Source organism: Paenibacillus sp. FSL R7-0026 (assembly GCF_038004485.1).
GTDB lineage: Bacteria > Bacillota > Bacilli > Paenibacillales > Paenibacillaceae > Paenibacillus > Paenibacillus xylanexedens_A.
Genome location: NZ_JBBORG010000003.1, coordinates 85,757 through 112,181 on the forward strand (window position 1 = coordinate 85,757; position 26,425 = coordinate 112,181).

The 26,425-nt window shown below is 40.0% G+C and carries 20 protein-coding genes and 3 pseudogenes; 2 read left to right on the forward strand and 21 right to left on the reverse strand.

Translation table 11 applies throughout. The annotated features are described in order from the left end of the window. Nucleotides 1-28: 28 nt before the first annotated feature. From MKY44_RS31015 to MKY44_RS31050, 9 genes are all read right to left on the reverse strand, one after another. Nucleotides 29-1,324 (reverse strand): hypothetical protein, encoded by a 1,296-nt coding sequence (locus MKY44_RS31015; RefSeq protein WP_341010404.1) that lies wholly within the window; start codon nucleotides 1,322-1,324, stop codon nucleotides 29-31. Nucleotides 1,325-1,520: 196 nt separating this feature from the next. Next, entirely contained in the window at nucleotides 1,521-2,171 is a 651-nt protein-coding gene (locus MKY44_RS31020) for an endonuclease NucS domain-containing protein (protein ID WP_341010406.1), read from the reverse strand. Between the two features lie 205 nt (nucleotides 2,172-2,376). Then, complete coding sequence (locus MKY44_RS31025; RefSeq protein ID WP_341010407.1) at nucleotides 2,377-3,291, reverse strand: SMEK domain-containing protein; 915 nt, start codon at nucleotides 3,289-3,291, stop codon at nucleotides 2,377-2,379. 63 nt (nucleotides 3,292-3,354) lie between these two features. Then, nucleotides 3,355-4,077, reverse strand: coding sequence for a stalk domain-containing protein (locus MKY44_RS31030; protein WP_341010409.1), 723 nt, complete (start codon nucleotides 4,075-4,077; stop codon nucleotides 3,355-3,357). A gap of 473 nt (nucleotides 4,078-4,550) precedes the next feature. Further along, entirely contained in the window at nucleotides 4,551-5,225 is a 675-nt protein-coding gene (locus tag MKY44_RS31035) for a hypothetical protein (protein ID WP_341010535.1), read from the reverse strand. Between the two features lie 148 nt (nucleotides 5,226-5,373). Then, nucleotides 5,374-5,634 (reverse strand): tyrosine-type recombinase/integrase, encoded by a 261-nt coding sequence (locus tag MKY44_RS31600; RefSeq protein WP_445670708.1) that lies wholly within the window; start codon nucleotides 5,632-5,634, stop codon nucleotides 5,374-5,376. 18 nt (nucleotides 5,635-5,652) lie between these two features. After that, entirely contained in the window at nucleotides 5,653-6,390 is a 738-nt protein-coding gene (locus tag MKY44_RS31040; protein WP_341010410.1) for a helix-turn-helix domain-containing protein, read from the reverse strand. A gap of 291 nt (nucleotides 6,391-6,681) precedes the next feature. After that, nucleotides 6,682-7,722 carry a hypothetical protein gene (locus MKY44_RS31045; protein WP_341010412.1) on the reverse strand — a complete coding sequence of 347 codons (1,041 nt, stop codon included), beginning with the start codon at nucleotides 7,720-7,722 and terminating at the stop codon, nucleotides 6,682-6,684. A gap of 43 nt (nucleotides 7,723-7,765) precedes the next feature. Continuing rightward, nucleotides 7,766-8,674 carry a tyrosine-type recombinase/integrase gene (locus MKY44_RS31050; protein WP_341010414.1) on the reverse strand — a complete coding sequence of 303 codons (909 nt, stop codon included), beginning with the start codon at nucleotides 8,672-8,674 and terminating at the stop codon, nucleotides 7,766-7,768. A gap of 302 nt (nucleotides 8,675-8,976) precedes the next feature. Between MKY44_RS31050 and MKY44_RS31055 the strand changes: the two genes are divergently transcribed. Next, nucleotides 8,977-9,393 (forward strand): hypothetical protein, encoded by a 417-nt coding sequence (locus tag MKY44_RS31055; protein ID WP_341010415.1) that lies wholly within the window; start codon nucleotides 8,977-8,979, stop codon nucleotides 9,391-9,393. 175 nt (nucleotides 9,394-9,568) lie between these two features. Here MKY44_RS31055 and MKY44_RS31060 read toward each other — a convergent pair whose 3' ends face one another. Then, nucleotides 9,569-9,826, reverse strand: a complete 258-nt coding sequence (locus MKY44_RS31060; RefSeq protein WP_445670709.1) for an Rpn family recombination-promoting nuclease/putative transposase — start codon at nucleotides 9,824-9,826, stop codon at nucleotides 9,569-9,571. Between the two features lie 451 nt (nucleotides 9,827-10,277). After that, nucleotides 10,278-10,390: pseudogene (locus MKY44_RS31605) on the reverse strand (PD-(D/E)XK nuclease family transposase); the annotation flags it as partial. A 934-nt stretch (nucleotides 10,391-11,324) separates the two neighbouring features. Between MKY44_RS31605 and MKY44_RS31070 the strand changes: the two are divergent. Further along, nucleotides 11,325-11,708, forward strand: coding sequence for a DUF7666 domain-containing protein (locus MKY44_RS31070; RefSeq protein WP_341010417.1), 384 nt, complete (start codon nucleotides 11,325-11,327; stop codon nucleotides 11,706-11,708). Between the two features lie 239 nt (nucleotides 11,709-11,947). Here the strand turns inward: MKY44_RS31070 and MKY44_RS31610 are convergent, their stop codons facing one another. From MKY44_RS31610 to MKY44_RS31110, 10 genes and pseudogenes are all read right to left on the reverse strand, one after another. Then, nucleotides 11,948-12,181, reverse strand: a complete 234-nt coding sequence (locus tag MKY44_RS31610; protein ID WP_445670712.1) for a DDE-type integrase/transposase/recombinase — start codon at nucleotides 12,179-12,181, stop codon at nucleotides 11,948-11,950. 245 nt (nucleotides 12,182-12,426) lie between these two features. Continuing rightward, a complete protein-coding gene (locus MKY44_RS31075) occupies nucleotides 12,427-13,533 on the reverse strand; it encodes an NAD(P)/FAD-dependent oxidoreductase (RefSeq protein WP_341010419.1) in 1,107 nt (368 codons plus the stop codon). Next, nucleotides 13,533-15,359 carry a LodA/GoxA family CTQ-dependent oxidase gene (locus MKY44_RS31080; RefSeq protein WP_341010421.1) on the reverse strand — a complete coding sequence of 609 codons (1,827 nt, stop codon included), beginning with the start codon at nucleotides 15,357-15,359 and terminating at the stop codon, nucleotides 13,533-13,535. Before MKY44_RS31080 ends, MKY44_RS31075 begins: the two co-directional genes overlap by 1 nt. An 840-nt stretch (nucleotides 15,360-16,199) precedes the next feature. Next, nucleotides 16,200-16,289: pseudogene (locus MKY44_RS31085) on the reverse strand (PD-(D/E)XK nuclease family transposase); the annotation flags it as partial. Nucleotides 16,290-16,372: 83 nt separating this feature from the next. Then, the gene (locus MKY44_RS31090) at nucleotides 16,373-17,323 is read right to left on the reverse strand and encodes a tyrosine-type recombinase/integrase (RefSeq protein ID WP_341010422.1); all 951 of its coding nucleotides are present in this window, start codon (nucleotides 17,321-17,323) and stop codon (nucleotides 16,373-16,375) included. A 741-nt stretch (nucleotides 17,324-18,064) separates the two neighbouring features. Beyond that, on the reverse strand, nucleotides 18,065-21,844 hold the full coding sequence (locus tag MKY44_RS31095; RefSeq protein ID WP_341010424.1) for a hypothetical protein: 3,780 nt from the start codon (nucleotides 21,842-21,844) through the stop codon (nucleotides 18,065-18,067). Between the two features lie 119 nt (nucleotides 21,845-21,963). Then, nucleotides 21,964-22,284, reverse strand: coding sequence for a nucleoside triphosphate pyrophosphohydrolase (locus tag MKY44_RS31100; RefSeq protein ID WP_341010426.1), 321 nt, complete (start codon nucleotides 22,282-22,284; stop codon nucleotides 21,964-21,966). Nucleotides 22,285-22,306: 22 nt separating this feature from the next. After that, nucleotides 22,307-23,290 (reverse strand): HNH endonuclease, encoded by a 984-nt coding sequence (locus tag MKY44_RS31105; protein WP_341010427.1) that lies wholly within the window; start codon nucleotides 23,288-23,290, stop codon nucleotides 22,307-22,309. 30 nt (nucleotides 23,291-23,320) lie between these two features. Beyond that, nucleotides 23,321-23,455 (reverse strand): annotated as a pseudogene (locus MKY44_RS31615) (DUF6979 family protein); the annotation flags it as partial. A gap of 810 nt (nucleotides 23,456-24,265) precedes the next feature. Further along, nucleotides 24,266-26,362, reverse strand: coding sequence for a CAP and S-layer homology domain-containing protein (locus MKY44_RS31110; RefSeq protein ID WP_341010429.1), 2,097 nt, complete (start codon nucleotides 26,360-26,362; stop codon nucleotides 24,266-24,268). Nucleotides 26,363-26,425 lie beyond the last annotated feature (63 nt).

Below are 26,425 nucleotides of genomic sequence, written 5' to 3' on the forward strand. Positions count from 1 at the left end.
GTATGATGGTCAAAAAAAGAGTTACTTATCAAGTAATCAGAGCAATTTCAATTAAAACCTCTCTTAATTCCCAAGGGAGATTTCTGTGTTCACTTAACTTCCCCATTACTGACCGGGCTTTAGCTCTAATTAAGTCAAGGTCTTCTCTACTCATTTGTGATTTGAGAATGATTTCTACCAGGTCGCTGGCCATCGTCACATCCATATTTTCATTAATTAACTCCAAAATGGTTTGTGCTGAAGAAGAAGCATTGGCTATTTCATACCTATTAGAACCATTAATACTTTCTATAGCCGTAGCCTGAATGTTATCAATTGAAACCGTTGGGAATTCAGGCTCGTTATGGGGTATTTCGTACTCATCTTCAAATACCGCACTTAGCTGATTCAATGTATCAATCATAACCTGGTCTTCATTCTCATCCCACCATTGAAACTCATCCATATCTGCAGATAACGAAGTCAGTTGTTCTAATGATAATGTGGAGCTGTGCACATGATAACCGAATTTCTTCGAATAGGGGATTATTCGTTGAATCCAACCTAAACCTTCGTTAGGATTGACGTAGGCAAGACTATATATTTTTAGTTCTGGATCAAGTCTCTTGATACTTGAAGTGCCAAATAATTCACGATGTACAAACTCTTCCCCAAAGCTATCATAGTACTCTTGGATAAAGTTAGTCCACATTCGATCTTTAGAACTGCTTGCCCTCATTTGATCTTCTGCTAAATAGAGCGTAACCATAGAGTGGTCGGGGTGTTCAGCTATCCACGATGAGTCTATAAGATAAACTGGATTGAATCCAAACTCCTTGTATGTATTCGTCCTTTTATTAATGTAATTCCGATAAGTGTCGTCTTGCTTCTTACCTGTCACGTAATCAAGAGCCCATTGCCGGCCGTCTGGAAACGTTAGAATAAAGTCTGGGACTATTGTTAGCAATGTTCGATACATGTAGCCATCTTCAACAGTAACCCCTTTAATTCTTAACTGTCCTTCCAGATAAACTCTTAGAATACTACGACCGACACTATGAATATCCTTTGTCTCGTAATTATTAACACGTTTGATATACGTCTTATAATTATTTGCACTTGGGCATCGCTCTCCTTGATGTCGAAAATGAGGAGAACCTTTACGTAGTACCATAGTTACTTCTTGATCACAGCACTTGCACCTAAATCCATTTTTTTGAGAGTGTATTCTATAATTCTGCTCGAGGGTGTTTACCGCTGAATCGATTGAATGCCCTTTGCTCCTTAAGTTAGACCATTCCTTTAAAATATGAATGTCTTGATTGGCTAACTTGGCTATTTCCACCTAAACCCTCTCCCTTATAAGATGAATTAGTGTATATACGACAAATGATTTAACATAAAGATCATCTAAGATGGCTAAATAGCTGATTACTCAACCTTCTCGTTGATTCTAGTCATAGTATCTACACCCCTCTATATCCCGGACACATAAAAGGGCATATTAACATTTCTGAAGCTATTGACAGGTACCCATTTTACTATCTTCTCTGCCTGTTTCCTTGATCATTGAACTGGAGCTTCTTCTTCAACCATATCTTATCTTCAAATAGCCTATTAATTAACCCTCCAGCCTCTTCTAATTTTTGAACACGCAATTCATCAATCAGATATTTATCCTCTTTAGTTTTATACGTTTGGATCTTCCACCAGATTTCGTATCTCCAGAGATGAGTTCCACTCAAATCGAACTCTAATAGACCTGGAGTAAATCCTGAAGCTAGAACAATTAGCTTACTATCAGGCCCGTATTTCTCATTCAATTCTTTTTGATACTGCTGAAATTGACGAAGCTCGGCCACATTTGCCATCTTTTTGATTTCAATCCCTACATATCTATTGTTATGATCTAATGCTAATATATCTATCCTACCATTCACCAGTGTAGATTCAACCTCAACTAATGTTAGTGAGAACAACTTTTTCAATTTCTTCGCTACGTAATTTCTGACTTCATTATGAGTAATATTTTTCAATTGATTATTGTATCGATATGTTTGCCGGCTAGATCTAACACTCTTTTCAGCCTGTTTAAGTATCTCTCGACTAATTAAATTGAAATCGATCGGATTATCTTCTTCATACTGTGCGATCTCATCCATAAACGAATGCTCATTATCAGGTTTTGACATACTGAATCCCCCTTTGGAACAATATGAAAATGTCTCCAAAAACAAAAAGAAGGCCGGCTTGAGACCGACCTTCTTTTTTTGACGTAATGAAATGTGGTTCACACCAGGTAACGCTAACGTTATTAATAAAACTTCAGTTTAGTGCCCGGTCCCGTGATTATTCACCAAACTCACCCCTATCCTTTTGACATTGACCACCATTAGGTTAATCCTGCCATCCCATAGTCAGACGCTCACTTGGGAACTTAACAATAACCCTATTTAAGATGGGCTTGAGAACTCTAACTAGCTCTCTATATTCATCTCTCCTCATATGAAACAAATCTTGATATGCGTTTAGCTTTTTAAACTGTTTGTAGATTTCGATTAGTTCCCTTGTATAATCGGATGGGTTCTCGATTAGTAGTTGCTCATGTTTATCATAAACAGTTGTTTTCAATCTCATAAGATTGAGCATAAAATATAACTTCTCAGTTCCAAATTCTTCAGGGGAGATCGAATTGATTACATCTCTGAATCTGATTTTATGTCCTTGGTATTGTATCGCTTGTCTAAACAAAATTGAATAATTCGAGTTCAACTCATCATCTATCATGAGTTTTATCTGATCATCAATGTTGTTGTTCCCAGACATTTCAGTTTCCATTAGTTCAACAATTTCTTTAAGTTCATCGATTTCTTTGCTGAGTATATCACGCGATAAATCGGCGAAATCTTTGATATTTCTATTGTAATTAAAGGAAAAGTTATCATACTTCAGTTCTTTCCTATATTTTTTCTTAGTACCCAGCATAAATAGATAGATCTCGTCAAAACTACTATATAGACCGGTTGAGTCGTATGTGTCTAGCGTTTCCTCTATTTTTTTCACTTCAACAGTTGAACTGACCTGATAGCAAATACGTGAATGATAATCCCCCAGATCAACGGCTGGAAAATTCACTTCAATTTGATTCAAATTAATCAATTTCAGGCCATAAGTTCTGTTAAGAATCGGAACAAGGAAATCCTCACAGTATTTATTGATGTCCGTCAGACTATTCACATTATTTAGTTCAACATAGTTTTTAAGCCATCCAATACATGAAAGAGCACGTTTAGTGAGGTCTTCTCGTTTCAACACGGTTCTGCTTGACCTGCCTTTGAACTCCGGAGAGTAGAATTTGTATTTGTTCTAGATTGCTTACTTCGTAAAATATCCATTAAACAGACCTAAAGCAGACATTTCGGTACCTTCGCCATTTGATACTTGAATCTTCATTTTTGAAGCATTTTTTAAATTAACATTGATTTCAACAGGGGGATCTCCTGCCTTAAAATCACGAGAATATGCTTCCTTCCCGTCCAACGTGATGATGAGTGTAAGAGTATCGCGTGAATTTTTGAATTTTTCAAACAAACCTGCTGTAGCTTTGAATTCGCTATATTGGCCATTGAGATAATATTCGTCGTAAATCCAATTGTCCGGATTGGATGAAAAGCGATATGTATGGTAGTTAGAATACTCATTTCCGATGTTATCTGTAACAGTCGCTCCGTCATAGACAACTTCAAAGGTATTATAGATCCCCAGTGCAGATTGAGTATTTATCGGTTTGATGTCTTTCCCAGGATATAGAACCGTTTCTTCTTGATCCTCTCCGATTAAGACCGTTTTATTCTTGGCATCCCATTTCACAGGCTGTCCTAATGCATCACTCATAAAGGCCAAAGGCACAAATGTACTCCCATTATATAAAAAGGGTTTTAAATCGCCTTTAGGCATTTTTGAGATGTGGTCCACTTTAATGTCATTGACACTATAGAAGACTTCAATCATTTTACCACCAGCAGCATATGTCGTTGCGCTAGTGACCACTGTGCCAATGGCCATTCCGATAATTAATCCTTTAAGCTTGTCTTTCATGTTACCTCCCAGGGTATATGTGGTATTTGTTAGCCTTTTGTAATTACCTTAATTATATCGGCTAATTTCTTCCTTTAGTTTACAATATATAATTGTCTAATAAATAGAATAAGGGCCTCCTAAAAGGAGGCCCTTCAAGCACAATTACCATAAGGTAACGGCGGTTTCGTATAAACGATCAGAGAATCGCCACAACCAACATCGTGGAGGGGAATATAGATAATAATGTTCTTACAAGAACATTATTATCAAAATACACTACTCATGTCAAGGGAGTGTTGGTTGTTATTCCTTGGTCAAACCTCGAAAGCAACTTCCGCCGACCAAGTCAAGATCTCTCTAAGAGCCAACATAACCTTACTACTACCCAAAACCAAGACAAGACGCTCATGGAGTGTCGCTACACTCCCGGAAGCGCACCCGCAAAATACGCTTCAGGCAATGTAACCACACCGCCATCTTTCTCTGTAAATCTAAATTGCTACCAAAACATCCTTAGTTACAGCTTCCAACACTTCCGGAGCGATCTTGTCCACATCTAGCAGGTAAACGATATTAAGTCTAGGGTTGTAAATTCCTAAACGACGTACCTTCTGAAACTCCTTATGAATAGAGCGGTGGCCCAAAATATAGTACATCAAAAGCTGTAAGGTGTGCTTATTGGTTGGTCCCTTCTTAGATACTTTGAAGTCCCACAAAGTGTCCTCTGTCAAATAATCTCCATCCCCCGTACTGACCTCTTCAGTGTATCCGAATTCGAACGTAAAACTATCTTTAACAATTGGTCCAAACTCTTCCCAAAAAGCAAGACTTCTACTTACCATTGTACGAATATTACTCACCGTTTCATCGTCAGCACAAATCTCTTCAACAGGTTTATACACGGATGTGCCAGCACGAACACACACATCATACCCTACAAGTTTGCAGGCATTACGTATAGACTGATCGTCTAAACCTTTAATTTCTTGTACAAGAGATCTTGCCACATCCTCTTCGTCTACCAGAAATGAACCACTCAGAGTCATCCCAAAGGCTTCCTCTGCAAAAGACCCGGACAAATATCTGGTCAAATAGTCAACAGCTAAACCTACTAAGCCTGCGTGAATGTTTTCTTCTGGCTGTAACTCAATCCCGTCACTCAACACTGTCTCCTCAAAGTCTCTGGGCCGTAGGTAGCCTCCTCTAGGCTGTTTAACATTGCTTACTCTCTGCGTAACTGAAACCATAGCAATCCAACTCCTATATGTAAATAAATTAACTACAGCTTACTTCGAAAGTCTCTACAAGAAAATATTACATTTCCTCTAGAGACCTTCGAAGTGATCTCCCTCTACCTACCAAAATATTCTCTACTATATGTTGGATTGCACGAACGGACATTTTAGCAGAACGCTGAGATGTGAATACATAATGGCTAGTATCCTTCCGATCAGCCAGGTAACCTTCTAAGGTATTTCGAGCATCTGCATTTAATGGCAGCTCCCGATCCCTATATCCTGTACCCCGTACATACACACTACCTGAACGCTGGTTTATGAAAAGTTCATCAAGCAAAAGGTCACAGAGATGTAATTACAAAGAATTGTATGACTTTAAACCTAACTGACGGTATAATTTCAAACATTCTAATAAATATACTTCTTCTTCAGCAGTCACAGCCAATAATTCATTTTTGGTAGTTAAATGATGAAGTTTCTTGTTTCTATTTCGTTCTATATATTTATGGATTGTCATAGCAACATTGACATCGTTTTTATCATAATAAGAGAGCCCTTGAATAGAGAATAATTCATAGAATGGTTGATTTAACTTAAATGTAATTAATTCGGCTTCATCTAAACTAGTTGGCTGTCTATGAATTATTATTTGTTTCAATCGATTAGAAACAATATTAGTCTCAACAGACATTTCATCGAGAAACCTAGTTAAATTTCCTTCATCGGAAATAAATTTCTCTTGGTTTTCTTTAAACTTTTGGTAATTATTTGTTGAGATTATGTGATAATTTTTTAGCAATTCTTTTATTTCATCGTAAGAACGATTGTAATTATATGTTGGATCTTCATCGAAAAAATCTAGATTCACTACATCGCTCATAGAGTAATAACAAGTTAATAAATAATATAGTGATACATCCAATTCTTCAGATAACACCTTAAGAAAGTCCCTTGTTATAGTCACTCTTCCCTGTTCAACCTTTGCAAGATGTGAGTAAGTATATCGAGAACGGATTTTAGTTTCTAAACCTCTGAGGGTCAAACCGTGCTCTTTTCTATAATTTTGTAGAAACTGAATAAGTGAAACTGCCATAAAATCACTCCAAATATGTTTTTTTAAAATATATCATTTTTGTTGAATTTAATCAACGTTTAAAATAAACAAAAATGATATACAGTAAGGAGACAGAATCATCAGCAATCTTAATCATGAAGATTTATTAATGAATGCTTAGAGAAATCGATAGTTTTATTTAGTGCATCATTGCTTCTGCAGCAACTCACAAGTAAACTTCTCTTTCTCCATTAAGAATACAAAAAGAAAGTGGAAGCGAATATTCGCTTCCACACTTATTGCTACAAAGCGCTGATACAGCACTCATCTTCAATATGTACCTTTCCACCATTCTGTTTTCCAGTGCACAAACTGATCATTGTAGCTATTTCGTATCCAAGAAGCTATCTCATTTAGGATCTCTTGAAAGCGCGTTGCTAAGTTCTTATCAACCTCAGAAATCTTGCTTAGAAGATTTAGATATCTATCTCTTAGTGAAGGATGTTCCTTACTAGATTTCTCGGGACAGTCATCACGTATAGCTAGCATTAGTATTACAATTAATGGAGCAAATAAAAAATGAGAATTAATCTCTTTCATGCCACGAATTAATAGATCGAATCCAAAATTATCAGCTGCAAATTCGTCTAATTGCTCTGGACTAGCATTTAATTCTGGAATAAATTTTGATACAATATATCTTTTATCTAAGGTGGTATGACGTAATATATGATGACCAATTTCATGGCCTAAAACAAATTTCATACCTCCCTCAAATAAATGTGAGGCTATTACCTTTCTTGACGATTCTAAATCAATATCACTATGGCTTTCTTTTAAAAATTTATCAATGTGTTCAGCAAAATAATCATCATTTACTAAACAAAAAAATAGATCTATCATTTCTAGAACTAGTTTTTCTCTTTCGCTCTTGTCATCAATCTGCCTAAAATACAAATATTGTGAAATGAAATCGGAAATGAGATGAAGACCCATCTCCATTCCAATATTTATGGTTATCAAATATCCTGCAAACTCCACATCTATGTTCATTGCCATTGCATTAGGATCTCGTTTAGCAGTTAAACCAACATAAATATTTCTCAACTCTTCGTATAGTACTTCATCATCTTCCACATAGCCTAATAAGTCCTTAATTTGACATTCCAGAAAATATTCATTGCTGTACCAAAGGTCGCGTCCTAAATTATAATTTGTTACATTTCCGTGTTCCTCCTGTTCATCTAAAATTTTTTGGTGTTCTAGTTTTTCGTCTTCATTGGCATGTTCCAAAATATGTTCATTCCAATCTTCAACTGCACCTGGGATTTCACTTAGAAATTTCTTCTTTACAGAGTCTTTATCAGACACTTTTTAACCCCCATTATCTTCTAGGAATAATTTAATTTACCAATCATGTCCAGCTGATCGACTCCACAGCTGCAGTAAGATCCTTGAATCCTGGTGTTGTATAAATCATAGTCATTTGAATATTGGGATCACCGGTTTCTTTGAAGTGTCCCATTAACATGGCCACCTGATCCAGCGGAACCGGTGGGTTACCTGTAGCAAGTTCATGGCCAAAAGTATGCCTCATGCTGTGACAAGTCAGATTTTTAATCCCCGTTCGCTTCCGATACTTTTCCACGATATGTTGGACTGCACGAACAGACATTTTGGCTGAACGCTCAGATGTGAATACATAAGGGCTAGTATCCTTCCGATCAGCCAAGTAACTTTCCAAGGCATATCGAGCATCTGCATTCAACGGCAGCTCCCGATCCCTGAATCCTTTACCACGTACATAGACACTACCCGAACGTTGATTCATGACCAGTTCATCACGCAAAAGGTCACAGAGCTCATGAACACGTAACCCAACATGAAAAAAGACAGTGAATATTGCATTATCCCTCTTGCTATTACTCCTCCGGACTTCACGCATTATGGCATTCTGTTCATTCCTGGAATGCCATTTGGGTTTACGTCTCGCAGCCTTCGGCTTTCGTATCGGATCAACTGGATTCGTGGGTATCATCCCTTGCTCATGAAAATACCTGAAGATCGAGTTAAGATGAACAAATGTCAGTTGCATCGTTGACTCCGTTGCTGGCTTCCCACCCCTTCCTCCAGCTTCTTGCATATACCGCTTGTAATTTGCGATGTCTCTTTGAATGGCTGAACCTGAATCTTTCAGATCCGGATCGACTTGCAATAACCATTTTGAGAATTTACTCCAGCTTGCTTTGTAGTTCGCGATCGTCTTGGGATCTAGTCCTTTCTCATCTAGGTGCTTTAAGAATGAATCGAACATTTGAGTCATTTGTAGGTCCCTCATTTTTCACTTATAGAAGATGACGAATTTTTCCCGCCTTACGAAACGGTGTAATGCAGGTTCGAAAATCTATTATATCACACATTTGTCATCTTCTATATAGAGAAGACGACGAACGGAAAAAGTACGCCTCCTGGACCACTTTAAGATTCACAGTACATTTCTGATTATAAATTTACTTGTAATAAGAAAATTATTTAGTTAAACATAATCATGGGCAGGCACACAATTATTTATAAAATCATTATATATAACACAAACAATAATAAATAATGAAGGTGTGTGTACTTATGACATTTTTTCAGTTAAACCCCCGCGATGATGAACTCCCTGAGGACGTGACTTCTCCTAGTACATCGGTCTATACAATTCAACAGCTTAAAAATTTTTTAAGTCAGAATTACTCCGATTTCAATGCAGTCTTAAAAAAACCAGCAGCTGCTCTCCAACCCTTTTCTAATAACTTTACTTCAAATACTTCTAGTACATCAACAAACCCTTACGTAGCAATTTGTATGTTCAATTGGAATACAATGACATCTAAATTTGGGAATCCTCAATCGCAGAGAAGTATTTATCTTACCTCAGCTAGTGCTGCAACTATCACTGGATGGTTACCTGGCCCGGTAGACGTATTTGGAAACATCACCTTTATTCATGTTTCTATCCTTACGTCAGATCTTGCTAGTATTACATGTAGTCAGTAAAGTCAATTCAGCTTTTAAACGATCAAAATACTATAACTGAGTGGGACCACTTCATACATGAAGTGGTCTTATTTGTCCCGATATACCATTCTCTTCTATAAGATAATTTAGAAGAGTGAACCGATCAGTTATTGAAATAAAAAAAGCCGCTAATTTAGCGACTTATAAAAAGGGCTTATCTTTTCAATTGAATGATTTCCTGTTCAGTCAATCCAGTTGCCTTGGCAATCGTTGATATATCCAAATTCAAATCCAACATATTTTTGGCCACTTCTGTGATACCTGATTTGATACCCGCTTTTCGAGCTCCTTCTAGCATCGACGCTTCATCATGCAAATATTTCTGACGCGCTTCATACAAGCGACGTGCTTCGGAATCCTGGCTCAAAAATTGCAAGGTATCCATAGCCTTCTCTAATCCTGGTTCATTCATCCTCAGCACCTCCCAATGTGTAGTATCCATATCCTTCAGAAATAACAACCAGTTTTCAAGACCACCTTAAATTCACGCACTCCATACAGAGTGCGACAACAGTACGTATGTTGAGGACATCACCATTAATGCATTTCAATCCACGCACTCCATACAGAGTGCGACAATGAAATTTTAGCACGAACCCTTGAAATGGATCTATTTCAATCCACGCACTCCATACAGAGTGCGACAGCGAAAAGTTACGTAATAACTAAGCTTCATAAACAGATATTAACGTATTTTCAGCATTTCTACTACTATACAATGATTACCTCTAGTTTTAGAGCTATATTTCATTGCCAAAAGGTCATGAATTAGATCTTTTCGACAAGATTCGAGGTGCGAATCCCCCAGGGAAATCATGTGAGCTTGGCATTCGCACCTGTTAAAATGATCTCTGTAAGTGTATATCTCCCACTGTAGTAAGGACTCGATTCAGAAAGGTAAGTAATACGTCTTTGTTATTTTCACTGCCAAAGATACGTTTGAAGACAAAGTCTACTCTGGATCAAGCAATTCCATAACAGCAACTTCTTTCTATATACACTTCCATTATACCAAAAATCAAAGCGTTCAAAGCAAATTTCATGCAGGCATCAACCTATTTGTGCCTGGCGAGCATAAGGGTTGTATGCAAGGACAATCAGCGTCAAGATCAATGCTGCTCCGTCATTTGCAAAAATGCTATTTTCTACGATTGATTATCTCTCTAACGACTCTGAAATTGGGCAATAAAAGTAAAAACCTAACTTGGAGGAGTCATCATGTAACCACAAAATCAAATTATTCCTGAACGGAGAATCTATTTCTGACCTGAAATCATGTATTGTCCCGATTGTGATCTGTTCAGAGAAAGACCGTAATACTTCCTCCCTGTTCACCTGCTTGGATTATAATTTATAGTGGAAAAGAAACCAGAACCTAATTAACGCATAATTGAATAGAAAAATAGAGGTGGAAGCAAGAGGATTTAAAGTATGTATGCGTTTCAAAACGGCAAACCGCGTCAGATCTACAACTCCGGTCTAATACTTTATTTTCCCCATACATCTATAAGAAACTTAAAAGAGAGTAGAACCGCCATCCACGACAACGATCTGACCAGTAGAATAATTCTCGCGCATTAAGTATAAAAATGCTACGGCACGATCCTCCGGTTCTATTCCCCCTCTTACTAACTTTCTACCCCGTGTTTATTTCAAATCGAGTCATTTGTTTCACAAAAAATGTAAAACTGTCCTGCGCTATGCTGAATATTGAGGTCTTACATATATCGCTTTTTAATTTAGATATAGATCTATAGGCAATAGCAACATGTTCTTGTCCCTCAATAACGATCATATAATTCACTTTTCCTCTCAGACATTCTACGACATTAAACTGCTATTAAAGATGTATAGAATTCATATAAGATGAGGGTAATAAACAAGCTATGAATAGAATGGAGGAATAACAAATGTTTATTAAAGCAGTTTCAGAGGATTACTCAGTTAAAGAAGGAGGGTTAAAGCTGAATGAATTAGAAGTTGTATATAGAGGAAGCCAGGGATTTCATTTCGTTAAAAATGATCCTTCAGTAATCTGGGGTTACCCAGGTATGTTCGATGATCCTTTTAAACTTCGATATCTTGAGATTGAGCCTGTAGGTAGTGTAAGAAATCCCTTCAATGATGAAGCGTATATCGCCAATACTATTAAGATCAAGAGAGAACTCTCTTTAAAAGAAGTTCGTGATATGACACTTCGGAGTAAACAAGCCTTTGAAACTCATAGACAAAGATTGGGAATTCCAACTATTAAGTTAATCAGGCTCTTGTACTTACGTAAATTATTGAAATAAGGGTTATGAGATAATTTCCAAATAAAAAATCCGTCAAGTTATGTGGTCATACCCCTGTCAAGTAGACAGTACAAAAAAGACAAAATTAAGCTGCGACCGTTTCACGGTATTCTACCGGAGAACGGTCGTTTAGTTTTTTCTGAAATCGGTTTTAGTTGTAAAGCCATATGTATTGGCTCACTAGCTGTTCGAGCTCTGCTATGTCTGCCGCCTTATTCAAGTATATCGTCTCGGTTTTTTTAATGAGAGAATAAGGACTCGATACAGGCATTGTTTAGAAAATTTCCACGCCTAGAGTGACTCCCTAACATGCCGAGTTGTCTCAGTTTACGGTTAAATTGCTTCGAGGTATATTGAAATCCTTGATCCGAGTGGAGTATTACGCTACGAAGGTTCACGTGCTGACGGAGTCTATCCAGCGTTTCATGAGCGAAAGCAAGGTCATTTCGTTCAGAAAGATGCCACGCTACAATTTCGTTATTTTATAAATCCTGAATGACAGAAAGATACACGAAATGTTCTCCAGCACGAATAAAGGTAATGTCGGTGGTCAGCTTCGTTCGTGGTGTATCCGCCTGAAACTGTTTCAGCAATGGTACAACGTTCTTGTCCTCAACTTAGAGGACAAGAACTTGGTTCCTTAAAACAAAAAATCCGCTATAATAGCGAATTGAATAGAATAATGATCTTGTTCTGAGATATTAAAAGAGGTAACTATTCAGCTGTCTCTTTCTGTTCTTTGTCGATTTATCCAATACACAGACTTAGGCCAGCGTTTCTCAACAGAGTAAAGCTTTTTCCTTTGATTGGTGTAATACGCGTACGAATAATCTAGCCTTTTGGTGTATTGACTCAGTCTATTCATGTCCCCTGACAAGGCGTCAACAGCAGCATCAGCAGCATCGCGCCCCGTTACAAGTGCCTGCGATATTCCATGGGCGGCTATGGGATCATAACATACCGCAGAATCCCCAACCGCGATCCAATCTTTCCCTGCTGAAACTTCTAATCTGCCACTTGATAGATGAACAATGTTTTGCGATAGAATTTTCCTTTCATCGCCACAGTGTTGACGAATACGAGCAGAAGTGTGTAAAGTTGCGGACAGGGTATCTTCTAACCATTCAGAACTTTTATGCAATAACCAAGGGGATGATGCAAAAGCATCCGTTACCAGAATGACTGAAAGTAAACCGCCTGGTAAGTAGGATGAATACCACCATCCAGACTCCGTAGCTTCTATCATGGAGTAAATTTCAGCCGGTTTCTCAGACTTGTATAGGGTACAATGGGCAATCTGTTGATCTTCTGTAATTCTTGGGATGCCTAATTTGCGAGCAAAAGCAGATGTTTTACCACTGGCATCGATTACCATGCGAACATGTCTAATTGCCTCATCGGTTTGTACAATCCATCCTTTAGAATCAGATGTGACATCGATTAATTTACCGTTGAACATCTTGATGCTTTGCTCTTTCACCTGATCCTCGAGCATACGTTCAAATCGTAAGCGGTCAATATACCAACCTTTGCCAGAGGGACTATTGATTGCATCAGAGAATTCGATAAGGTTGCTGCCCCATATTGATCTTGTACCACTCGATTTTAAATGTCCAGCTTCAAGGAATTTATTCCAGCATCCAAGCTGCTGTAGCACTCGCGAAGTTTCGGCTGATAAATGATCCCCAACCAGTTCTCGATGTTGTTTTCTCTTGGTGATCACCTGAACTTTCAACCTATACTGTTGTAAACGTAATGCAGTTGCTAATCCTGCAGGGCCGCCACCGATTACCAGTACATCTAGTTCATCGCTAGACTGAATCATTATCGATCCCTACCATCCGATTCGATCCTTCGGCCAGTCTCGACCCACAGTGTCTTGGGAAAAAGGTCTTCACTTGGACCATCACGCTGCACAACGATACCAATTTTCGACCACTGCTCCGTGAATTTCTTTATTGCATCTTCGAATTCAAGATTAGCTGGTGGAATTTTGTCGTTGTAGACGATATCTCTCAACCACCGTGGTCTTATTCTAGGATTCAAGGCACCTAGTCTTTCTGGAACCGAAGCCGACTTATCCATCATTCGCTCATATTGCTCTTCTGTCATTACATCATTTGGAACACGCGCAGGCCAAAATGTCGGTAAATACTCGCCAGTGTACATCTTGTAAGAAGACAAACAACTAGCCGTATCTGTTTGCCATGGCACTGCCATCCATCTAGTAATATCGCCTGGACAGCTTCCATCAAGTGGACCGTCTTTTGCAAGAACTTCATCGGCTGCAAGCAAGTCTCCCCATTCCATCTGATCAAACGCACGGCGCTTCAGTCTAAATGGTGCATCATACATAAGTGGAATCCTCATATTCCATGTAAATTCCGCACCAGGGTGGAATGGCCCACCAGTAGTTTCCTCCAGTGCTGCACGAGTTAATCCTAAAGCTTGCTCTGAAGGTGAAAGATCCTCCCACTTTTTTATCCTCGAAAGTTCTTCGTTAATATCAAAGTCACCTTCTGCCCATTGCTTTAACCATTGATGCTGGGTGCCGAGAAGCGCCATCATTTCTCTTGGATCGTTTGAATTCAAATCATTAAGAGTCATAGCATCACCATAAATACGTGGCCAGCTATCTGCTTGTAAATAATTATACGGCTGGCTTCTAAATCTTCTGAATAAAGCTTGACGTGTAGGTAGATTGCGTACGCTTTTATCTTTTAACTTCTCAATTATGCGAGGGTCTGAGAAATCTGTGAAGTTCCCCCATCCAAATTCCAATGCAAAACCAGCATTTACCCATTGATAATCACTCATTCGTTTAAAAATAGGTAATATATGGGTGTGGAATTCGGGGCGAGAAGGAGCATTACTTGGATTCATTGATATTGAAGTTTCTAATAGTAGGTCGTAACCTGTGACAAGTGACTGCACATTAGGTGCATAATTAGGAGGAGCTGTAATAACCCAAGCACCTTGTGCTTCGTGAGTGATACCATCGATAGTCACTTTCGCATCGACTGAACCGTCGCTAATATCATCGTGCCAATTTTCGTTGTTAGCAAAGTCGCTCAAAGGTTCATCGAGAATTGGTGAAGACATCCCGCGGCCGCCAAGAAAGATTAAGCGTCCGGCCTCGTCTGTTCGTAATTCTCCTAAATAAACTGACTTTCCGACAAAACTTCCAGTGTCAAAAGCGTAAGCATTTTCTCCGCCATGATTGTTTATATTTACCCCGGAAATCCACCTTTCTCCAGGATCAATCACCAGCTTTTTTCGATCCTCAAGAACATACTTTGAATTGCGTTTTTCACTAGAAATTGTTTGTGCATCAGGAATGTCAAAAGCAAGATCAAATTTATACCAGGCAGATTTCTTATTTGCTACGTGTACGCGCCACTCAATGTTCGCTTCTTCGTCAGTAAGCTCTTTAATGATTTCCCCTTGCTCATTCAATCCATATATTCTGAACCTTGCTGCTTGCCGTTTGATCCGACCGGACTTGTCCCGATAATCTGAGGGATCCATTATATTCTGATTTGGCATCTCAGGTCCTAAGAAGTAATCGTCAGGACTATCTCCTACACGGGCAATCCCAATTGCAGGATAAATGACGACCTTAGCAATTCGCTCGACTTTGATTTTTTTCATTTTAAATCTCCCCTCTAGAAGTTATAAAGTTTTAATGAAAAATTTGTTGGTATGTTCCCATTACATTTTCCAGAGTTGGTTTTGATTACATCGACAAACTTCTCGTGTTACGCTGGAAAATTCAGAATGGTTTGCTCTGTAGCGTTCTCCTAAATTGCTGGCACTATACGTTAGTTTCAGCCTGAATTCCAACTTAAAATTGTAAGTTACTTAAAATAGAGCACTATTCACACTTAGATATCATGGAATTCCTAATCTGAATTTGTTCTTTTCCTGTAGTTGAGACAAGAACTAGTACATATAAAATAAAAAAGACGCCCTGTTAGGCGACTATGAACTGAACAATATTCTTACCCTTTTTCGGGACACGAACTTGTACCGAAATATAGAAAAGTCGCTCAAATGGCGACCACAATGGGAATATATTCTTGTCCCCCGACATCAATCATACAGAGTGCGACTTCACAATGGAGAAATTTGGGCAGAAAGTCGACAGAATTTCAATCCACGCACTCCATACAGAGTGCGACCAGCGGCACATAGTGCTGACCAGGACCCGAGATAATTTCAATCCACGCACTCCATACAGAGTGCGACAGCGAAAAGTGACGTAATAACTATGCTTCATAAACAGATATTAACGTATTTTCAGCATTTTTACTACTATACAATCATGACCTCTAGTTTTCGTGCTATATTTCATTGCCAAAAGGTCATGAATTAGAGCTTTTCGACAGAATTCGAGGTGCGAATCCCCCAGGGAAATCATGTGAGCTTGGCATTCGCACCTGTTTAAATGATCTCTGTAAGTGGTAGATCTCCCACTTCAGTAAGGACTCAATTCAGAAAGGCCAGTAAAACATCTTTATTATTCTCACTGCCAAAGATACGTTTGAAGACAAAATCTACTCTGGGATCAAGCAGTTCCATAACAGCAACTCCATTCTCTATACACTTCCATTGTACCAAAAATCAAAGCGTTCAAAGCAAATTTCGTGCAGGCATCGACCTATTTATGCCTGGCCAGCATAAGGTTTGTATTCACCAATAGTGTTTAAGGGAACATTTACAGTAGCCATAGCCCTTTTCTTTTGTTCATCATTAACGTGCGTATAAATCATGGTTGTTTCAATCGAAGAATGCCCCATCAGTTCCTTCACAACTCGTATATCTACATCATTTTTCAATAACATGGTAGCAAAAGAGTGCCTTAATTTATGACATGAAAGTTTCATATCATTAACATTTGGATTGCCTTTCTTGAATGCTTCAAATGTGAGATTGACGATTTTCTGTATCTGCCTTATGGAGAGTCTTCGCCCTTTCTGAGATACAAAAAATGCTTCTTCCTGAAGTCTGTATGGAGAAATCCTCTCCTTTTCTACCTCGAGTAGATATTTCAGTAATACGTCTGGTACAGGTATCTCATTCCACTTTCGCCCTTTTCCAAACACCTCGATTGTTCCTCTAGTTTTTTTCAAATCTTTTAAATTCAACCTATGAACTTCCCCTACTCGCAATCCACAATAGGCCATAAGTAAAAATATCGCAGTGTTCCTGTTCTTATAGCGTCCCTCAATATATTTAAGGCTCTCGGATAGATCCTCTTCCTCCAGGTAGATCGGTTTCTTATTTTTTTCGGTTTTAGACTTTTTCACTTCAGCAGCCGGATTTTTCGATGCAAGTTCGAAATCAATCAGTGCCATATAGAATGTTCGAATGGCAGAAAGAGATCGATTACGTGTTTTATCACCAGCAGAACCTTGCTTGTCACTTAGAAACTCCATAATGTGCAATTTCCCTGCATCTTGGGGTAACGATCCATTTAACGAGTCTAAAAAGATCAGGCTTTCTCTCATATACTCTTTCTGAGTTGATGCCGTATATCCGGATTGTTTTAGATAAATTCGAAAAGCCCGAATTTGTTCGCTATATAAATCTTCGAGTTCATATCGGTTACGCATTTCGCTCACTCCGATCTCGTTTAAACATTAATTTAGATGAAAATTTTCGTTGAACGATTTCAAAAAAACGGAACCTCTATTTAATACTATTAATTTAAATAAAAGGTTATTTTGAAGAGGGGAGTTCGCCTATAAGGAGTCTACTTCATCCATTAAAATCAATCCAAAATAAAAGTGCGTCAAATTCATGTTTGGCGCTATTATTATAGCACATATGTTTCTAAATATATTAAATACATTCCACACAAACTTATAAATTTCCAATTAAATAACAAGCACATGAAATCAGCACTAAGTTCGATATTCAAATATTTTTCCCTCCCTTGATCCAAAATCACATTCAGCTTCCTTTTCTTTGCTAAAGTGCTTGTTAACGAACTTGTTTCTATTTCAAATGGGATTACAGTTCCAGTAGAAATACCTCATAGCGTTGAAGCTAGTCTCTTAATCATACTGTTATCTGTTAATCGCTCAAAAGAGAAGCACTTCTACACTTAGATGTTTACCTAATCGGGAAATGGGAGCATGTTCTTGTCCAATACGGTAATCGGTACAAGTTCTTGTCCTTGGCTTGGGACAAGAACTTGTACCGATAAAATAAAAAAGCCGCTACAATAGCGACTTCAATGGTACTATGTTCTTGTCCCTCGGTTACTCAACAGTTTTTTAGAAGCTCTCTCAGTCTGATGATTGCCGGCCGGCATCTTCCGGCTCAGATGGAAAGTATACTTGGATATTGTCTTACTTACGAGCAATCCTAGAAATCTCCCTCAACTTCTCCGACTTGATATCAACATATAGGTGGACCACGTTTGCCCTCACTTCCTCAAAGTCAGTATTATGTATCGAATAAAAGGCTCTTACACCATTGAAATTGAGCTGCGGATAATATTCTTTTGCCTCTCCAGTTTCAATTAGGGAAAATGGTTCATCAGTCTGAGAACGGATAATTTCACGATAACTATTCCAGAGCTGATCAGCATTACTGCTAAATCCCCAAACAATTATCAAATAAGAGTAGCTCCGGTTAATATCGTAACCAAAAATTTTCTGGGAATGCCTATTGATGCTTTTCCTATCAGCAGTTGATAAATTTAATGCCTCGATTATCATCAACTCTTGTTGATTTCCGTTTTGAATAACAATATCTCGCTCCCCTATTCCGCCTCGGTCGCCCATAGGCTTTCCAGTATATCCGCCTCGGGATTGAGAAACCGCCTTCCAGTTCAAGCTTCTCATCCTCTGATTGAAAAGTAACACGAACAAATCCGTGTAACGATCTTCCTCAGCCTGTTTTTCCTCAGATGGAGTAATGATAGGAGAATACTTCTGTACTTCACGACAGACATCCAGTGTGTTTTCCAGTATGAACTCTGTTAGACGTACATCGCTTCCAAGTTTCATGGCGTTAACTTGGTCTTCTGGAGACAAATGACTCAGATTTCGAAAAGCTTGTCCAATGTATTGCCATTGATTAAACATCGACATTAGCTCAACTCTGGGAGTGGCTAGCATCTCAACAGGTCCTTGCGACTTAATGCCCTCTTTTAGTTGATCATATTGCTCGAACAGACCATGCCACTCCCTCAACTCCTCCAAAACCAGTAATGCATCCTCCCAACTTTTCTCTTCCATCTTCATCTCTACGGCATATATTCCAATGGGAAAGGAATACTTATCTTGCTCTGGAAGTGAATAATATATCTCCCAGAAACGGCTAGAATCTTGAACGGTTCGGTAGAACATCAATCGGATAGTCTGTACGTAAGAAAAATATGACTCAGCAAGCGTTTTGGGCAAACTTCTAAATTCCCGCAAAACCTCATCCGCTTCCTCAATCATGCGGGGGTAAGATTCAGTGTCATTTTCATATGCTAGAATAGTTGCCAACACGCAAGCATAATACAGATTAACCATATAGGATACATTCAACGGATTTTTATTCAGTAGCCCACGAAGAATTTTGATTGCGGTGCCTGTAGTCGGTGGATCCGAATCTAAAAAAGATAACGCCTGGTAAAATTTAATGAGGTCACGTCTTGGTTCGGAATCTTCTTTGTATGGATCGTAATTCTGTATTTTCTCATACTCTCTTTTAACCAAATATATTCGGAGCTGCTCCCGAAGTACCCAGTCATCTTCTAGGATTGGCCTACGCTTCTTTATGATGTATATTTGATCGAGCTCTTTCTGTGCAATCTCGGCTAATTCAGGATTTCTCGTATTGAGAAGTTCTGTGACTTCCACCTGGATTTGATTGATCCATGGATATTCTTCTTTCCGAGTCTCATCCTTCAATTTGCGGATTGCTTTCATAACAGGATACTTGTCTCGCTCTCTTTCCAAATGGTTGTAAAGCTTCGCCAACAAGCCCATATTACTGCCCGCTTCGATCAGTTTGCTCAGTGTTGATTCGCGCAGACTATCTGGCAAAAAATTTAGAGCTTCTCCCACTGAAATTACCACATCCGCAGGTTGACTAAAATAGACCACATTATCACCTAGAGAATGGCTGAAGGGATTGAATAAAACACCGTGATGTGGCTTTATAACTTCCACAAGTGTTTCAACAAAAGCTTTATTAACTTCTTTTGTACCTCTATCATCCAACACTTTTTTGGCCGTTCGAACCCATTCAGTCAAGAGATTTAAATGGACGGAAATAGCAGTGCTAACAGATCGGTTCCACTTGAGTTCATCGTTATGAGGTTGCTGAGTCGCAAGTGATGAGACAGAGAAAGGATTCAACAATTTAATCAAATGTTCCGGGTTTCCATTATCAGTTTGAGCAGCGGCCCATTTTAATACGTACAGCCATCCTTTAGCTCTCAATGTTCTGTCGACTTTCGTGCTCCAAGTCCATTCGTCGCGGCATGTTTGATAGGCTTCCTTGTAGTATTCAATCAATCTGCTCATGATTTTATCCACGTTCTCAGCTAAATCACACAACATGCTCAATTGCCCTATCCATAGTAATTGAGGTATGGAAGGATGTGCTAAAGAAACATCCAATTTTTCCGTTTTTGCCAGGAGGATATCCGTCCAATGCGTGAAAATAGCTGTATCCCAGGTCCAAGTGTCCCGATTCAAGAATTTCCTTTGCAGACTATCCTTTAAAATTTCGTATTTTGCGTTGAGCTTCTGCTTTGCCTCTGCGTTCCTTTTTCTCCTTATCTCGATTTCAAACCAGGTCAGTACTTTTTCGAGAATTCGAGCCACTTGATCAGGCTGTTGATGAAGCATACGAATAGAAAGGGAAAAATAAGGTATTGCATTAGACCAAATGCTTAGCGCTGGTTGCCGAGTTTCTTTTTCCGATCCCAAATACTTATATCTCCCGTCGTGCGATTCCCACTTAGCCAGAAGCACCATGCCTATTGACGCCAAATCCGGATCAGTGAGGATTACGGGGATTGCCACAGGATCGATATGACTCAACATGTGATAAAGGAAAGGGCGATTTTCCAAATGAGTGAGCAATTCTCGCATTTTAGGACGATCCGATCTAAACTCCTCAAACGACTCACTCTTCACAATCCAATTAAATAGCATTATCAGCGTTTGGCGTGGATGGTGTATATGAATAGCAGCCTCATCTGTACTTTCATACCAGAATAGTTTATCGATTTCACCATCTGGGAGAGGTATTTGGTCAACATATTGGCACCAGCTAGGATCAGAATAATCGTCAATTCTTTGGCTCACCCATATGTTTCGTTCTTTCTCCCAACCTATTAAATCCTCTTCCTGTAGAATCCGATTAATAGACGCCTGCACCAAATCTTCTCGGCCTATTTGAGAAAAACTCTTCAGCAAATCCGTTGAAAATCCAATCAAATTGACATAACGAATCCACCAGTTCAGCCTCTCATTGAAATCGATAGGGCCTACTATCTTTTCTTCCCACATACGAGATAAGAGAAAATCGTCGAAATATCTAATTAGACCCGAACTAGGGTTAACTGCATAACCCTCTTGATGTGGGATCAAAACCTCCTGCTCCAAAAACCATGTAAGCTCCGGCGTTTGGCTATAATAGGAACGGTGTGCATTTAAACTTGATTCCGGATTAAATAGGTTAATTGTACTTTGACTGGAATATTGAACCTTAGAAATCTGCTCAAGAAAATTCGTCAAATGTGAAGTGGTTACATCAGGAATTTTCCGGTTGGAAATGATACTACGTGACACACTGAAGGAGTCCCACACAACTCTTACCACTCCGTGACTAAGAAGTGAGTCCAATTGTAAATTTGCTTCAGGATATTGTGTATTATAATCTTCAAGCAGACGTTCCAACTCAGACCGATGGCGCGGATCTCTTGAAATAACGGAACCTTGAAGCCATCGGAGCAGAAGTAAGTCGACTCCCCAATCTCTACGCATCTGGTCAAATTCCAGTTCCGGCCAATTCTTGTTGCTCAAATTTCCACTATTGTAAAACTCGATCTTCTTCTCGAGCCAGCGGATTGCCTCGTGTTTCGAATACTGAAGCATCGATTCAATAGGACTCTCTTTCATCTCAATTTCCTCCGTCAGCTGTATTCATGGAAATAATGAATACCACTTGAATTCTGATAATTTGTTTCGTTAGGATCAAGCTTATAGAGTTATCCCTCATGCTTAGGCAATTATATAATTTAATTAGTTGTTAATAGCATAAACCTTTTCTCAAACCCTCCACGCTCATCGTGTTTAGTTTTGCGAATATACTCTAGTTCCTCCATCGTAGTACCTTGACTACGAGCAAAACTATAGACTACCTCTAACAAATCGGCCAATTCCTCGATCTGCTCCGTTCTTTCTTTCGCATCAAGGAACTCGTTCAGTTCTTCTTGTAGCTTCGTCTTTAGAGCAACCGTATATTCTTCATCATTAAGAACTCTCATCTTACATTCCTTACCGTCTGCTTCAATAATTTGAGGTATCTTATCACGCACAAGCTTGTTATATGTCATCATCCCAATGTCCTCCTAATGTTCTTTAGCCTTGGCATGAAATCCAAAACTTTCGTACAAGATTACTTTCTATAGCTAGTTCCAGATCAGAAACATGTTTATTAAGCTTCTTATTCTCTTTCAAACGATCTAGAAGTACTTGGTTTCTTGCTTCTAGTCGAAGAATCATGTCCTCACTCGGTATCACATTAGATTTACTACTGTTACAAGATTGATGTGCAAATACCAAATTCCAAAGATCATCCGAGTACAAGTACGACCATGGGATGACATGATCAATCGCAGGTGTTTCAGCTTCTATTATTTCACCGCATAAAAAGCAACGACACTCTATGTTCTCAGCTTCAATTAACTCCGCAAATTTACCAAGCGGTTTTCGGCGTATCTGATCTTCGTCAATGATCCGTACTTTCTTTGACAATCTGGGCGAGTGATTGAAGTTTTCTAACATTTGCGTCCATCGATAATTGATGGCATCAAACACTATGAGGTATTTCCTCTTAAGCGTAAGTAAATCCTCTCTTTGCATGAGTAGACTATCCGCTTTCTGTTGATATTGATAAACACCTTCTACTTCTTTTCCTTCCACATGTAAGAAGCGGTAACTTACATCCGATTTTAGTGCTTTCACTGTTGAAGAAACAGCTTTCTCATACTCTAAACTGCATATGGACTCTATATTAGACCTAAACCATTTAACTGGCTTCAGTGAGCCTGTACGAGCCTGATAATCCGTTATCAGCTGCTTTGCAATGGTCACCATAACAGGTGGCTTTACAGGATTTGAACTTTGCTGAAGAGCAAAGAATATGGTTTGCTCAAAATAATAGCGAAGTACCTTTTCTGCGATATTTCTTAACTGGATTTCAACTAGATTTACTTCTTCCATTGGAAATACTTCTTCTTGCTCTACGGCAATTTCAGTAATCGCTTTAGCCCAAGCCATTTTGTAGGTGTTATCAAATGAGCAATTGCGAATGATATGTAGCCATTTTTCTAAGAAGTTCACTTATTTACTCCGATCTATCATATGGTTATTTCACAATGCTAATACAACATCCATCTGTGAGTCGTGAGACAGTTGTTCCCACTTCATCACCTCTCCCCACAAACCTAGCTTGTCCTTTGATAATTCAGGTTTGCTCTTCAAAACTTCAATCGCAAGGATAGCATAATTTTTATTCTTATCTTAGTCACTGCTTACAGAGTAATTGTTATGTCGCCTCTCCGAGCACTGATTTCTTCCAAGCAGAGAGTGGATGGGTTTCTGCACCATTCATTATGAAATGAATTGCACAAACCGTGACTTCACCGTACTTGTTCGCCGCTATCTCCTCCAGAATAAAGTCCAGTCCATGGGCTTTGACAAGATATGTTGTACTCCCTATATCCTAACATATCCAAAGGCACGTTGACGGGTTCACGCTAACATATACTGGTATCAAGAGCATTCTGCAACTCAACAAACTGAAGGCGCGTTCGGCCAAAAATCATAATGATTCCCTCTTACACTCTTACAAACTGCTGGTGAGGTTTTGAATTGAATTTGAGGATAACTGATTCATGGAGAAGGAAGAGTACTTATATTGATGGGTTTGAAAACATTATTGAGTTCGTACAATAAAAAGGAAATAGGGAATAGCTATTCCTTTTTTTAAGGTAGGGAGTCGATTCAGGATGGACCTGGGGAAAGATCCTGAAAACCAATTGGTTTATAATATGTTCTTACTCAATTTCCCGTTCTATTTCTGTTAGAAAGGATTACTCGAGAGGTTTTAAAGCAAAACAATGGGACAATGTTTTTGTCCCTCGACATATAGTAGCTGAGATCCATATTTTATTACTCTCTTTGCCCTCACTGCCTACGCTCTTTCATTATGCTCCAAGTCGGATTTTCTAGACACGAAGCAGCCTCCAAACCGGATCGGAGGCTGCTTCGTCTTATGATGTTGAGTTTGCGAACACGTTCGTGGGGACTTTTTTCTTAGCTTGAATAATCCGATGCGTTCATAGTGCCTCTTTTGACCGCGATAGCATAGATCGTACCTTCCGTTCTTAGGAATACATTCAGGATCTCGTCGCCATACATGCCTTTGGCCGAAATAGAGAATCGCCCCGACGAATCGGTCTGCACTGGAGTTTTCTCTAGCATCTTCCCACTTTGCACTTTATCCTTGTGTTGATCAATCTGAATCTCCAACTGCTTGTTCGCCTGATCCGCGAATTGTCCTTCCACCGACAGCGTGCCGTTCGTGTGGAATTCGACGATCAGCGTCTTGCTGCTGAGCGCTGGTTTGATATACACTTCCGGAAACAGACGTTCAGGTAACTTCTTCTCGGATGTGACCGACTTCGGTGCGCCGACGAATTGCTTCATGCCGGACTGCAATTGCATCAATATCACCGCCGCCTGCGCCCGAGTAACGATATCGTTGGAACCGAACATCCAGCTCTGATTGCCTTCGGTCCCGCGCATGTAATTATGAGCTAGCACGTAGTTCTCCGCGTTCGAAAAATCGAAATTCACGCCGTCCGCCGACGCGATCAGGCCAGCCGCGCGATAACGGTTAATTGGCTTGTCCCGGAAGTCGCTTTTGCCCGGACTTGTACTGAACAGCAGCAGGTTGCGGGCCGTGGCCACTTTGTAGGCGCCTTCCGCCCAATGCTTCTTCTTCTTGGAAGCGTACGATTCGTCATCGACTTTGTAGGTGCGCAGCAGCATGATGAGGAACTGCGCTTCGCTCACGGAATCTTCCGGGCGGAATTTGCCGTTTGCGTCCGCTCCAGCGATGCCCGAACAAAGCGCCCACTCGATTGCCGCTTGATCGGCGCGTCCTGCGATATCTTTGACCTTGGTCGGATCAGTTGCTGGATAGCTCTTGCTCTTGAGGCTCTCAAATACCCGCACTGGTACCGTTCCTCTAACCGCCCCAGAGCTGAGCGTCACCTTGTAACTGCCGGGCTTAACTCCACTGAGTGTGCCGTCCGCCGAGACTTTCAGACCGGCAGGCGAACTGCTGGAGTAGGTGACCGCCGTTTTCGGGGTTCCGAATGTGCCATCATCGTAAGATGCCTTGATCTGAATCGGCAACTTGTTTCCCGGATTCAGCACCAATTCGTCGTATTGGGCAGATAAGCCCTTTAAGGTACGCCCTTTTCCTGTCGTGAACGACCAGGTCTTACTGTGAAGCTGCGTCTCCTTATACAACGTATAATTGAGTTTCACCTTATAGACGCTGTATCCGTCCAACACATCCTTCGGATACAAGAACACCGTATCTCCTTTCAGTTCACTGTTGTACGGGACTTCTTGCCCTTGCGAGTCCACGATGCTCGCTTCGAACGAATCGATGGCGAAGCCTGCCGCAGCCGATATAATGCCACCCGAGTGTTCAACACCGAAGCGGACAAGCGGATTTGGAGTCTCGTTTCCGTAGAATCCAACGTCGGCTCCTTTCATGCCGTCATACGGATACACTTTGGCTTCCGGACCATTCTTTTCGAATTTCACATAGGCCGGGTTCATGACCGCAGTACCACCTTGCAACCCGATGCCAACCGATATATATTTGTCGTCCAATATAATTGCGCGATGATAAGCAGTGCTTAGCCAGGAATCGATCGCTTCGCGTGTTGTTGCATTATTATAAGACATGACTTCAGCTACCGAAGTGTTTGGCCATCCGGCTGCTTTGCCCCGATCTCCCGGCGTCACTCCCGTAAATCCTGACGTACCCGGTTCCTCCCGATGGGCCGTCACTCCTTCGAAGCGGGTGGTATTGTAATAAGCCGCGTGCGCCTGCGACGCCTGCGTCAATCTCGCATCCAGCTCCAATGGGCCTACGCCTACCTTCGCCCGAATCTCGTTCAGATAAGCCAATCCGTCAAGTTGATCCTGCGTGAATCCTCCTTGCGAGACCGTCGTAGTCGATGCCGCCGATGCGCGTTCTGCCGGATAAATCGGTACAACGACCGTTAGTGCCAAGACCGCGGCGAGCAAACAGGTTCCCCACCTGCGCCCCGATCTCCGACGGATTCCCCGATTCGGCTTGTTATTTTTGCTGCGTTTGCTTGCGTTCATGGTGTTTCTCCTCTCGTCTTCCCATTTTACGAAACTAGCTAATCGACTTGTCAGTATTTGAAC